The organism is Thermocatellispora tengchongensis (genome assembly GCF_014202315.1).
In the GTDB taxonomy this organism is placed as follows: domain Bacteria; phylum Actinomycetota; class Actinomycetes; order Streptosporangiales; family Streptosporangiaceae; genus Thermocatellispora; species Thermocatellispora tengchongensis.
In genome coordinates this window covers 108,808-120,922 of the sequence record NZ_JACHGN010000015.1, presented here as the reverse complement: position 1 = coordinate 120,922, position 12,115 = coordinate 108,808, and the positions used below count along the sequence as shown (strand labels likewise).

The window sequence follows — 12,115 nt, the reverse complement described above, 5'->3', positions numbered from 1 at the left end:
CGTCCGCCTGGACCTGGCGACGTCGAGCCACATACGCTCACCGGAGACGACCGCGCACGTCGGCCTGGAGACCGCCATGGACACGTGCGCCGCACCGTCCACCCCGAGGTTCCGGTCCGCGTCGAGTACTCGCTCACCGAGGCGGGGCGCACTCTGCGCGAGCCGCTGCGCGCGCTGCAGGAATGGTCGATCGCGCACCTCGGCGAGGTGGCGGCGGCGCAGGAAGCCTACGACCGCGCGGATTGAGCTGTCCGGCGGCTGCGCCGGGCTCTGTTCGGCCGGCGTCCCGGCGCTGGGCGTTGCCGTCGCGAGGGGTACCCGGAGGGCCGGGGATCGCACAGAACGCTCGCGGTGAGGCGACTCGGCGCGATTCTCGGTCCCCTCGTTGGCGGGGCTGATCCTTTCCAGGGAGCTGGGCGTGCGGTTCGGCTTCTTCGCGTTCGCCGTGCCCGGGGTTCTCGGCGCGGTCCTCGCGTTGCTCGTCCCCGGCATGCGCCGCGCGCCTGCACCGCAGGAGCGGGCTCTCCGCAAGTCTCCCGGCGCCGCCGCATGAGATGCGAGTGCGACCGCGACTGACGACTCACCGGCAGCCGTCATGTGGTCCGGGACCTTCGCGTTTCGGGAGGTCAGGGGGACGGGGAGGGGGGACGGGCCGGGGCTCGGTCTTCGGGCGCGCGTAACCCAGAGGGAAGGCACAAGGCGAGCGTGATCGGCGACGTCTATATTGTAAACGTTACCGATTACGTTTGCAGACAGATGGGGTGGAGGTACCTTGGTCAAGCTCGACGCGGGGTGGCGGCGTGTGACGCCGCCACCGGGCTCTCCGAATCCGGCTCGCTGGGTCTCGCCGGTGGCGGCTGCCACAGGCGTTTCCCACCTGTTCGGTCCGGTGAGCGGTCGTCCGGTCGCACCCGCCGCGGAGGGTGGGCGCCGCCCGGGTGGCCGGTGGTGAGGATGGCCGGACGCCGTCGCCGCGGCGCGCTCGGTCGCGCGTGCGGAGAGGAAGCGGCGGCGGCAACGTACGGGCCGGGCGCGAAGTGGTCTGGCCGGGTGTGTTCAGGAGCGACTGGCGGCGTCTTCGAGACGGTGATTGGAGTGGCCCGGTGACCACGGTGAAGCGGGAGTCCGAAGCGATCTACAAGGAGCCGGCCGCGCCCGTGGAGGAGCGCGTGGCGGATCTGCTCGCGCGAATGACCCGGGAGGAGAAGCTCGCGCAGTTGGGGAGCGCCTGGGCGTTCTCGGTGATGGAGGGCGGCCGGTACTCCGAGGAGCGGGCGCGTACGGTCCTTCGGCACGGCCTGGGGCACGTGACTCGTATCGCCGGAGCCACCAGCCTGAAGGCGGCACAGGTGGCGCGGGTGGCGAACGAGATCCAGCGGTTCCTGGTGACGGAGACCCGGCTGGGGATTCCCGCGATCGTGCACGAGGAGGTGTGCTCCGGGGTGATGGCGCGGGAGGCGACCATCTTCCCGCAGGCGATCGGCGTCGCGAGCACGTGGGAGCCGGAGCTCAACCGGCGGCTGGCAGATGCCGTTCGCGCCCAGATGCGCGCGATGGGCAGTCATCAGGGGCTCTCGCCGGTGCTGGACGTGGTGCGCGACCCGCGGTGGGGCCGGACGGAGGAGACCTACGGCGAGGACCCGTACCTGGTGGCCCGCATGGGGGCGGCGTTCATCCAGGGCCTCCAGGGCGATTGTCTGGCGGAGGGCGTCATCGCGACGGCCAAGCACTTCGTCGGTTACGGGGCGTCGGAGGGCGGGTTGAACTGGGCGCCGGCGCACCTGCCGCCTCGTCTGCTGCGGGAGGTGTATCTGTATCCGTTCGAGGCGGCGGTCCGCGAGGCGGGCCTTCAGTCGGTGATGGCCGGCTACCACGAGCTGGACGGGATTCCGTGCCATGCCAACCGCGAGCTCCTGAAGGACGTGCTCCGCGGGGAGTGGGGCTTCACCGGGACCGTCGTGTCGGATTACTTCGCCGTCGAGGACCTCCATTCGTACCACCACTTCGCCGAGGACAAGCGGCAGGCGGCGGCTCTGGCGCTCACCGCGGGCACCGATGTCGAGCTTCCGGCGACCGACGCGTACGCGGGCGCCCTGGCACGAGCCCTGGACGCCGGCGAGGTCGGCGAAGGCGAGCTGGACGAAGCGGTCTCGCGGGTTCTCCGGCACAAGTTCGAGCTCGGCCTGTTCGAGAACCCCTACGTCGACGAGGCCGCCGCCGCGGTGGTGGTGAACCCCGAGCGGTACCAGGACGTGGCGCTCGAGATCGCTCGCCGCAGCCTCGTCCTGCTCAAGAACGACGGCATCCTGCCGCTGCGGCCGGGTGCCGGGACGATCGCCCTCATCGGCCCCAATGCCGACAACGCCCGGCATCTGCTGGGCGACTACTCCTTCGTGGCGCATATCGAGGTGCTGGCGGCGGCGCGCGAGCGGCGGGGCCTGCTCGGCCAGACGATGACGATCCCGGACGACCTGGATATCGAGGAGAGTACGGACGGGCTGCGCACGGTGCGTGACGAGCTCACGGCCCGTCTGGGTGACCGGGTGCGTTACGCGCGCGGGTGCGATGTGATCGACCCGTCCAGGGACGGTTTCGACGAGGCGGTCGCCGCCGCCGCGGCGGCCGATGTCGCGGTGCTGGTCCTGGGAGATCGTTCGGGCTTGACGCCCGAGGCCACCACGGGGGAGTCGCGGGACCGGTCCAGCCTGGAGCTCCCCGGGGTCCAGGAGGACCTGGTCCGTGCGGTCGTCGCCACCGGCACCCCCGTGGTGGCGGTGCTCGTCGCAGGCCGGCCGGTCGGCGGCGACTTCCTGCACGAGCGGTGCGCCGCGGTGTTGTCGGCCTGGCTGCCCGGGCAGACCGGGGCGCAGGCCATCGCCGAGGTTCTGCTCGGCGAGGTGAATCCGAGCGGAAAGCTGCCCATCTCCTATCCGCGCACTGTGGGCCAGATCCCCGTCTTCTACGGGCACAAGGTGTCCGGCGGGCGGTCGCACTGGCACGGCGACTACGTGGACTCGCCCGTCAGCCCGCGCTACTGCTTCGGCCACGGGCTCGGGTACGCCCCGTTCGTCATCGAACGGGCCGAGCTGGACCGCGCCGAAGTGACCGCCGGCGACAGCGTCGCCGTGGACGTCACGGTGGCCAACACCGGGGATCGCGCCGGTGAGGAGGTCGTCCAGCTCTACGTTCGCGACCCGCAGGCGACCGTCACCCGGCCGGTGCTGGAGCTGAAGGGCTTCGCCCGCGTGTCCGCCGATCCCGGCCGGCGCACGACCATACGGTTCCAGCTGCCCACGGGCCAGCTCGGGTTCTACGACCGGGACATGAACTACTCCGTCGAGACCGGGCGCATCGAGGTGTACGTCGGCTTCTCCTCCGACGACCACACCCACGCGGGCACGTTCACCATCACCGGCGACGCGGACCGGCCCAAGGTCCAGAAGGCCTATACGGGGACGGTCAGCGTCGGTGAACCGCCCGCGGCGCTCTCAGGCCACTCCGCCCGGGTGGAATGACGGCGTGGTGGGGCGAGACGGATAGCCGCGGCCCGGGCGGGTGGGGGAGGAACAGCACGCACTCCGCCACCCCCCGGCACCGCCGTCCGCGTGACCCGCTGGGGGAGGGGGGACGTCTGCACGGCCCCCCGATCCTCCGCTCCCGATCCGGCGTCACACCTGCGATGTCCGGTGCCAACGCCATGCCCTCGAACCCCGGCGACCGCCGCCCTGCCTGGGCCTTCCTGGGCGATGCGGTGAGTGTTCTTTTGTGACCTACGGTCGGCCGAAAGGCTCTTGTCTTAGCAAACGTCATCGATTACGTTGGGCGCTGGAAACGTAACCGATAACGATTGCAATGTGTGAGGGCGGCATGGCCGAGGGCGGGGCGCCGGTGACGATGAGCGATGTCGCGCGACTGGCGGGCGTCTCCACCGCGACGGTGTCCCGGGTGGTCAACGGGCGTTACGGCGTCAGCGCGAGCACCATCGCACAGGTCCGTTCGGCCATTGAGCGGCTCGGCTACGAGTCGAGTCTGGTGGCGACGAGCCTGCGGCGCAGCCGTACCAATGTCCTGGGTCTGGTGACCCACAGCTTTCAGTCCTATACGGCCGAGGTGCTCAAGGGGGTGATGGAGGCGTTGAGTCAGTCAGGGTTCGACCTGATCATCTACGCCAACAGCGACCTCTACGGGACCTATTCGGAGGGTTGGGAGCAGCGGCATCTGACCCGCCTGTCGGGCACGCTCACCGACGGGTGCATCGTGGTCACGCCCTGGGGTGAGGTGCGGAGCAGCACCCCGGTCGTGGTCATCGATCCGGCGAGAGACTCGACGGTGCCGTCGGTGACGGCGGACAACCTCACGGGCGCCACCGCGGTGGTCGAGCATCTGCTCGGCCTGGGTCATCGGCGTATCGGATTCATCGCCGGCCGTTCCAACATGGCGGCCGCCTGGTCGCGCGAGGAGGGTTACCGCAGGGCGCTGGCCGAAGCCGGTGTTCCGGTCGATCCCACGCTGATCGGCAGAGGGGACTTCAATCCCGAGTCCGCGGTCCCGCTCGCGCGGGCGCTGCTGGACCGGGCGGATCGTCCGACGGCGATCTTCGCGGCGAGCGACGGGATGGCGCTGAAGGCCCTGGAGGTCGCGAAGGGCATGGGGCTCAGCGTTCCCGGCGATCTGTCGGTGGTCGGATTCGACAACATTCCGGAGTCCGCGCTGGCCGAACCGGGCCTGACCACCGTGGACCAGTCGATGTACCGGCTCGGGTACGAGGCCGCGCGCATGCTGAAGTCATTGGTGAGCGGTGAATGGGAGGGCCCCACCCAGGTCGTGCTCCCGACCCGCTTGGTGGTCCGCGGCTCCACCGCCGCACCGAAGAGCTTGCTGGGACCGTGACGCCACCCACGGGTGCGGCGTCCCAGCACACCTGACGTCCGGGCGGACAGCAGACGCACCGAACGTACAGGTGAACAGGGCAACCCCCGTGACGGACGGAGGTGCAGACACACAACCCACCGGCAAATGTCCACCGATGAGTCAGGCCGGCCAGTCGGGTGCCATCCGCGGCCGGCCATCAAGGGAGTTTCGGTATGACATCGTTATTCTATCATGTCAGCTCGCGCCCCAAGGGCGTGCGCCGGATTCCGGCGGCGATCGTCGCCGGGGTCATGGTGATCGCGGCGGTGTTGCTCGCGCCGCGGCCGGCGGTGGCGGCGGACACGCCGTGGCTGAGCGTTTCCGAGGACGGCTACACGACGTTCAGCGTCCCTGCGGCCTACGTGCAGGCCAACGCGGGCCAGGTGTCGCAGCTGGTCGTCGAGGGCAACTTCGGCCCCTCCTTCACCTGGGCGGAGTTCGGCCTGACCCGCCGGGGCGACGTCTGGTCGGGGGTCCTCGGCCCGCTCAAGCCCGGCCTGTACTACTACCAGGTCACGGGCGATGACACCAAGGGTCTGAAGGATCCGACGAACGGCACCAGCGTGGCGTCCAAGCCGCTGTGGAGCACCTTCTTCGTTCCGGGCGACTCGGCACGCCTGCTGGCGGACGCGCCGCAGGGGCAGGGCGGCAAGGTCGAGCCCCTGACCTACCGGACCGGCGGCAAGGAGCGGTCGGCTCAGGTATGGACGCCGCCGGGCTACTCGGCCAACGGCCCCAAGGCCTACCCGGTGCTGTTCCTGCAGTCCGGCGACGGCGGGAGCGCCACCGACTGGCTCGACCTCGGTCGTGCCAAGCAGATCTTCGACAACCTGTCGGCCCAGAAGGCCATGGAGCCGATGGTGGTCGTGATCGCCGACGGTGACGCGTCGGACGGCGACAAGCAGGTGAAGGATCTCCGGAAGGCGGTCGCGGACCGCTACCGCGTCCTTCGCGGCCCGGCGCACCAGGCCATCGCCGGTGTGACCGAGGGCGGGACCCGGGCGCTGCGTGCCGCTCTGGCCCACCCGGGCCAGTTCGCCTACGCCGGCTCGTTCTCGGGCCTGCTGACGGACAGCGCCGGCCGGGCGGACGCGAACGCGATCAACCGCGGCGTCAAGCTGGTGCGTCTGTACACGGGCAACGTGACCGACCCCGCGTACAACGCGACCAACCGCCTGACGAAGGCGCTGGACCGCGCCCGTATCAGGTACGAGTTCGACGGGGTCAACCCCGACGCCGGGGCGAACTGGAACGCCTGGCAGGAGAATCTGATCGACTTCGTGCCGCGGCTGTTCCGCAAGGTGTCGAATCACGGTCCGAGCGCCGGTCACGGGCCGCTGAAGGGCGAGTTCACCCCGCCGGCGCCCGGCACCACGCCGACGCCGTTCGTGGCCGAGGACGGGTTCGTCACCTTCGAGACCACGACGGACTTCAAGGACGCGCAGCACGTCACGGTGTGGGCGAACTGGGCTCCCAACGGGAGTTGGCTGCGCATCCCGCTGTCGAAGGCGGGCGACCGGTGGCGGGCGACCGTGGGTCCGCTCGACCCGTGGTTCTACTACTACCGGGTGATCGTGGATCGGGTCGCGGTCAAGGACGTGTCGAACCCGACGAAGGTCACCTCCGAGCCGACCTGGAGCACCTTCTTCATCCCCGGAGAGAAGGCGCGCCTGCTCTCGGACGTTCCCGCCGGTCAGGGCGGAAAGGTCGAGAGCATGACGTACCGGAGCACCGTGGCGAACCAGGACCGGACCGCGCTGGTGTGGACCCCGCCCGGATACGATCCGAACCGCGCGGAGCCGTATCCCGTCTTCTACCTCCAGCATGGTGGCGGCCAGAGCTACACCGACTGGGTCGAGATGGGACGCGCCAAGCAGATCCTCGACCACCAGTTCCTCGACGGGGACCTGGTGCCGATGGTGGTCGTGATGGGCAACGGCAACGTCTCCAACTTCAACAGGGAGCTGCTGGAGAACATCGTTCCGGCGGCCCGCGCCCGGTACAACATCTCCAGCGACCCGTCGCGGCAGGCCCTCGCCGGCCTCTCGATGGGCGGTGGGCAGACGTTCGGGGTGCTTAAGGCGTACCCGGGTCAGTTCGCCTACGTCGCGGCGTTCTCGGCCGGGTTCGGCAGCGCCGCCGGCGTCGACGCGCAGGCGATCAACAACGGCACCAAGCTGTTGCGCGTGTACGTCGGCGACCAGACCGACTTCGTGTATCCGTCGTTCATGGCGTCCCTGACCACCATGACCAACCTCGGTATCCGCTACGAGTTCGATGGAGTCACCCCCGGCCCCCACGGCTGGGACGTGTGGCAGAAGAACCTCATCGACCTGGCACCGCGCCTGTTCAAGCGCTAGGCAAGCCCGTCCGAGGCGATACCACCGCAGGCATCGGGCCTGCGCCTGATATCGCTACGGGAATGTGAGCGCTCACACGAGGATCGGCGCCAAGGGCGGGGTGCGGGTGGCGTCACCCGTGCCCCGTCCGGGCCGGTCGCTCGGCTCAGCCGCGGCGCATGGACCCCCGGCGCCGCGATCCCGAAGGGGAGACATGTCAATGAAGAACAGAAGAGTACTTGCCGCGGCAGTCGTGCTCGCCGCCGCGACCGCGCTCACCGCCTGCGCCTCCGACGGGGGAGCGAGCGGAAACAACGCGGGCGGGAACAACGCCAGCAACTGCACGAACACGATTCCCAAGAAGAATCTGCCGGTCGTGACGATGTGGGGCTGGTACCCCAACATGCAGCTCGTCGTCGACAACTTCAACAAGCAGAACAACGAGGTGCAGGTCTGCTGGACCAACGTCGGCCAGGGCAGTGACGAGTACGACAAGTTCCAGACGGCCATCTCGGCCGGCACCGGTGCGCCCGACGTGATCATGATCGAGATGGACCGGATCCCGACCTTCCAGATCCAGAACGCGCTCGTGGACATCAAGAAGTACGGCTTTGACACCGTCAAGGGCGACTACAGCGAGGGCGCGTGGAAGGACGTCTCGGTCGGTGACGCGGTCTACGGCGTGCCGGTGGACGGCGGCCCGCTGGCGATGATCTACCGGAAGGACATCTTCGACAAGTACGACATCACGCCGCCGAAGACGTGGGACGAGTACGAGCAGGCGGCGCAGAAGGTGAAGGACGCGGGTGGCCCGCTGTTCGGCGACTTCGCGGCGAACGTGTCGGCCCTCACGATGGCGCTGCAGATCCAGAAGGGCGCCTCGCCCTTCACCTACGACCCGGCGCAGCCGACCTCGATCGGTGTCAAGCTGAACGACCAGGCGTCCAAGGACGTGCTCGACTACTGGGCGCGCCTGGCGAAGAAGGGTCTGGTCGGGACGCAGGACCAGTTCACGCCGGAGTACATCTCGGGTGTGATCAACGGTAAGTACGCGACGTACATCTCGGCGGCCTGGGCGCCCGGGTACCTCACCGGCGCCGGCGTCGGCAAGGGCGAGGACAGCGGCAAGTTCGCGGTGGCGCCGCTCCCGCAGTGGGATGCCGGCAACCCGGTGCAGGTGAACTGGGGCGGGTCGGCCTTCTCGGTGACGAGCCAGGCGAAGAACCCCGAACTCGCGGCGAAGGTGGCGTACGGACTCTACGCCGACAAGGAGTCGCTCACCCACGGCTGGACCAACCAGATCATCTTCCCGCTGAACCTCAAGGCGCTCAACGACCCCGAGTTCGTGAACCTGAAGGTGGAGTTCTTCGGCGGCCAGCAGGCGAACAAGGAGGTGTACGTCCCTGCGGCGAACGCCTACAAGGGCGTCACCTACAGCCCGTTCGGCCAGTACTACTTCGACGCCATGACGAAGCAGGTCAGCGCGATCATCGAGGGCTCCGTCACCGGCGCGCAGGCCGCCGACCGGCTTCAAGAGGACGTAGTGAGCTACGCCAAGGAGCAAGGTTTCACCGTTCAGTGACGACGAGGGTGGGTCACGCCGTCTTCGGCCGGCCGGCCCACCCGCGATTTCCCAGCATCGACATCCCGGAGCCCAAGATGACCCTCCTGATCGAGAAGAGTGCGCCACGCACCCAAGAGAAACCGCACAAGGTCCGTGGCAAGGTGCGCCTCCGTGAGCATCTGATGGGGTGGCTCTTCGTCGGGCCATTCGGGATCGTCTTCCTGGCGTTCCTCATCGCGCCGCTCGCGTACGCGCTGTACCTCAGCCTCTTCCAGAAAAAGCTGATCGGCGGCACCAGCTTCGTCCTGCTGGACAATTACGTGAAGGCGTTCACCGATCCGAGCTTCCTCTCCGGGTCGTGGTTCGTCATCCGCTTCTCGCTGGTCTCCATACCGCTGCAGATCATCGCCGCGCTCGCGATGGCCCTCATCCTGGACGCCGTGACCTCTCTGTTCACCCGCTTCTCGCGCCTGATGATCTTCCTCCCCTATGCGATTCCCACGGTCATCGGGGCCGTCATGTGGGGATTCCTGTACAGCAAGAGCTTCGGGCCGCTCACCGACATCTTCGGATTGTTCGGCGCGACCCCGCCCGATTTCCTCAGCAGTAACCTGATCTTCTACGGACTGGTCAACATCGTCACCTGGCAGTGGGCCGGCTACTACATGATCATCCTGTACGCGGCGCTGCAGGGCATCGACCCGACGCTCTACGAGGCCGCGCGCATGGACGGCGCCGGAAGATGGCAGATCGCGCTCCGGATCAAGATCCCGCTGATCGCCCCCGCGCTGCTCCTGATCCTGGTCTTCTCGCTCATCGGCACCCTGCAGTTCTTCAACGAACCGCAGATCCTGCGATCCCTCGCGGCCGGCACGATCGGACCGGACTTCACTCCCAACATGTACGCATACCAGCAGGCGTTCGCGCTCGCGAACTTCAACTACGGATCGGCGATCTCCTTCGCCCTCGGCGGGATCGTGTTCATCGGCGTCTACGCCTTCCTGTTCTTCACTCGCAAGCGGAGGAGCTTCTTGTGATGAGTGCCCGCTCCCGCGCCCGCCGGCCGCAACGCCACCTCCCTCTGCAGGTGCTCCTCGGCTTTCTGGTCGTGTACTTCCTCGTGCCGTTCTGGTGGGTCATCGTCAACAGCTCCAAGGACGCCTCCGGCCTGTTCGGCGGCGGCAACACGCTGTGGTTCGCCGACCGGATCGACTACCTCGGGAACCTCCAGCAACTGTTCACCTACGACAACGGCATCTACGGCAGGTGGATACTCAACTCCACGCTGTACGCCATCGCGGGCGGGGTCGGCGCCACGATCCTGGCCGTCATGGCCGGCTACGGATTCGCCAAATACCGGTTCGCCGCCAGACGCTTCAGCTTCGCGCTCGTGCTCGGCGCGTTGATGGTCCCCGCGACGGCCCTGGTGATTCCCACCTTCATCATGTTCTCCGGGCTCGGCCTCACCAACACGATCTGGGCGGTGATCCTCCCATCGCTTCTCAACCCGTTCGGCGTCTATCTGATGCACGTATACGCGCGCGACGCCGTTCCCGACGAGATCCTGGACGCGGCGCGGGCCGACGGCGCGGGTGAACTGCGCACGTTCCTACAGGTCGCGTTCCCGCTGATGCGGCCCGCGGTGGTCACCGTGCTGCTGCTGTCCGCCGTGGCGTCGTGGAACAACTACTTCCTGCCCCTCGCCATGCTCTCCGACAACCGCCTCTTCCCCGTCACCGTCGGACTCGGCCTCTGGCAGGGAATCGCCTCGGCGAACAACGCGGGCACCACCTCCCTGTGGAGCCTCATCATCTTGGGCGCGCTGGTGTCGGTGATCCCGCTCATCATCGCCTTCTTCACCCTCCAGCGACACTGGCGCGGCGGACTGTCCGTCGGGGGCCTGAGGTAGGACGCGGCCGGATAGATGACAGAGAGGCTGCCGATGCCGATGACGGATCGCACGCCGCGCAGCCGTCAGTGGTTCGGCGCGGCGGTCCGCAACGGGTTCATCCATCGCTCGTGGATGCGCAACCAGGGGTTCGCCGACGACGTCTTCGACGGCCGGCCGGTGATCGGCGTGCAGCGGCAGCGCCCCGCCCCGTCACTCGCACTGAATCGGACGCCGGTAGGGGACGGCCCATGCTCCCCTCGCCGAACCCCTTCGGCTCAGGCGGGCGGGAGTGCGGGCGGCGCGGTGCTCTCGCGTACGACGAGTTCGGTGGCCAGCTCGACGCGGCTCTGCGGCAGTTGCTCGCCGTTGGCCAGCTTCAGCAGCATCGAGGTCGCCGCCGCGGCCATCTCGGCGAGGGGCTGGCGGATGGTGGTCAGCGGCGGAATGGCCCACCGCACCGAAGGCAGGTCGTCGAAGCCGATCACGCTGAGGTCGTCCGGGATGCGCAGGCCGAGCTGGTGGGCCGCGTGGTAGACGCCGATGGCCTGGCCGTCGTTCGTGGCGAAGATCGCGGTCGGCCGGTCGGGGAGGCGCAGCAGGCGGCGGGCCTCGTCCAGGCCGCCCTCGATGAGGAAGTCGCCCCGGCCGATCAGCTCTGGGTCGATGGGCACGCCGGCCATGTCGAGGGCGGTCCGGTAGCCGTCGAGACGGGCCCGGCTGGACAGCGCGGAGTCGGGCCCGGTGATGATGGCGATGCGGCGATGCCCGAGCTCCAGGAGGTGGCGGGTGGCCGTGAGCCCGCCGTTCCAGTTGCCGGCGCCGACCGACGGGATGTTCCTCGCGGGGACGTCGGCCGGGTCCAGCAGGACCAGCGGGATCTCGCGGCGGGCGAGCTGTTCGTGCTGGGTTTCGGTCAGGCCGGAGAACACCGCGATCACGCCGCTCGGGCGGCGCCGCAGCACCCCCTCCAGCCAGGCGTCGCCGGCGGCGTGGTCACAGCGCAGGTCCGAGATCCCCACCGTGAGCTCGTGCTCGCGCGCGACCTCCGCCACCCCTTTGGTGATCTCGACGGGATAGTCGCCCTCCAGCGCGTGGAAGACCAGCTCCACCAGGGCCGTCGGCGTGGACCGGCGGCGCTGCCGCCGGTAGCCGTGCCGCCGGATGAGCTCCTCCACGGCGGCGCGGGTTTCGGACGACACCTGGGAACGGCCGTTCACGACCTTGGAGACCGTCGCGGTGGAGACTCCGGCCAGCTTGGCGAGCTGGGCGATGGTGAGGGGGGACGACTCCGCGGTCATGGCCGCAGTCTAGCCACGGAGTGCCGGCAGCCGGGGCGGCGACGGCTCACCAAGATCGAACAGGGCCGCACACGTGACCGCGTGAGCGCATGGCAAGCCGGTCAGCAGGGGA

At 68.8% G+C, this 12,115-nt stretch carries 9 protein-coding genes; 8 read left to right on the top strand and 1 reads right to left on the bottom strand.

The window, feature by feature from the left end; translation table 11 throughout:
• Window positions 1-84 precede the first annotated feature (84 nt).
• The 8 genes from HNP84_RS56320 (at window position 85) to HNP84_RS31455 (ending at window position 10,723) form a co-directional block, all read left to right on the top strand.
• Window positions 85-246: a winged helix-turn-helix transcriptional regulator gene (locus tag HNP84_RS56320; RefSeq protein WP_221336986.1), complete on the top strand. Its 162-nt coding sequence runs from the start codon at window positions 85-87 to the stop codon at window positions 244-246.
• Between the two features lie 172 nt (window positions 247-418).
• Window positions 419-553, top strand: coding sequence for a hypothetical protein (locus HNP84_RS55360; RefSeq protein WP_281396331.1), 135 nt, complete (start codon window positions 419-421; stop codon window positions 551-553).
• 550 nt (window positions 554-1,103) lie between these two features.
• Complete coding sequence (locus HNP84_RS31480; RefSeq protein WP_221336985.1) at window positions 1,104-3,515, top strand: glycoside hydrolase family 3 N-terminal domain-containing protein; 2,412 nt, start codon at window positions 1,104-1,106, stop codon at window positions 3,513-3,515.
• 352 nt (window positions 3,516-3,867) lie between these two features.
• Window positions 3,868-4,890: a LacI family DNA-binding transcriptional regulator gene (locus HNP84_RS31475; RefSeq protein ID WP_185053580.1), complete on the top strand. Its 1,023-nt coding sequence runs from the start codon at window positions 3,868-3,870 to the stop codon at window positions 4,888-4,890.
• 194 nt (window positions 4,891-5,084) lie between these two features.
• A complete protein-coding gene (locus tag HNP84_RS31470; protein ID WP_185053579.1) occupies window positions 5,085-7,271 on the top strand; it encodes an alpha/beta hydrolase in 2,187 nt (728 codons plus the stop codon).
• Between the two features lie 199 nt (window positions 7,272-7,470).
• Window positions 7,471-8,832, top strand: coding sequence for an ABC transporter substrate-binding protein (locus HNP84_RS31465; RefSeq protein ID WP_185053578.1), 1,362 nt, complete (start codon window positions 7,471-7,473; stop codon window positions 8,830-8,832).
• Between the two features lie 77 nt (window positions 8,833-8,909).
• Window positions 8,910-9,851: a carbohydrate ABC transporter permease gene (locus HNP84_RS31460; protein ID WP_185053577.1), complete on the top strand. Its 942-nt coding sequence runs from the start codon at window positions 8,910-8,912 to the stop codon at window positions 9,849-9,851.
• Window positions 9,851-10,723: a carbohydrate ABC transporter permease gene (locus tag HNP84_RS31455; protein ID WP_185053576.1), complete on the top strand. Its 873-nt coding sequence runs from the start codon at window positions 9,851-9,853 to the stop codon at window positions 10,721-10,723. The genes HNP84_RS31460 and HNP84_RS31455 overlap by 1 nt, the downstream gene beginning before the upstream one ends.
• Before the next feature lie 257 nt (window positions 10,724-10,980).
• Here HNP84_RS31455 and HNP84_RS31450 read toward each other — a convergent pair whose 3' ends face one another.
• Window positions 10,981-12,003, bottom strand: coding sequence for a LacI family DNA-binding transcriptional regulator (locus tag HNP84_RS31450; protein ID WP_185053575.1), 1,023 nt, complete (start codon window positions 12,001-12,003; stop codon window positions 10,981-10,983).
• Between the last annotated feature and the right edge of the window lie 112 nt (window positions 12,004-12,115).

Bases quoted from the DNA above. Each gene is read 5' to 3' on its own strand.
- HNP84_RS31475 (WP_185053580.1), top strand. From the start codon at position 3,868: ATGGCCGAGGGCGGGGCGCCGGTGACGATGAGCGATGTCGCGCGACTG.
- HNP84_RS31470 (WP_185053579.1), top strand. From the start codon at position 5,085: ATGACATCGTTATTCTATCATGTCAGCTCGCGCCCCAAGGGCGTGCGC.
- HNP84_RS31465 (WP_185053578.1), top strand. From the start codon at position 7,471: ATGAAGAACAGAAGAGTACTTGCCGCGGCAGTCGTGCTCGCCGCCGCG.
- HNP84_RS31460 (WP_185053577.1), top strand. From the start codon at position 8,910: ATGACCCTCCTGATCGAGAAGAGTGCGCCACGCACCCAAGAGAAACCG.
- HNP84_RS31455 (WP_185053576.1), top strand. From the start codon at position 9,851: ATGAGTGCCCGCTCCCGCGCCCGCCGGCCGCAACGCCACCTCCCTCTG.
- HNP84_RS31450 (WP_185053575.1), bottom strand. From the start codon at position 12,003: ATGACCGCGGAGTCGTCCCCCCTCACCATCGCCCAGCTCGCCAAGCTG.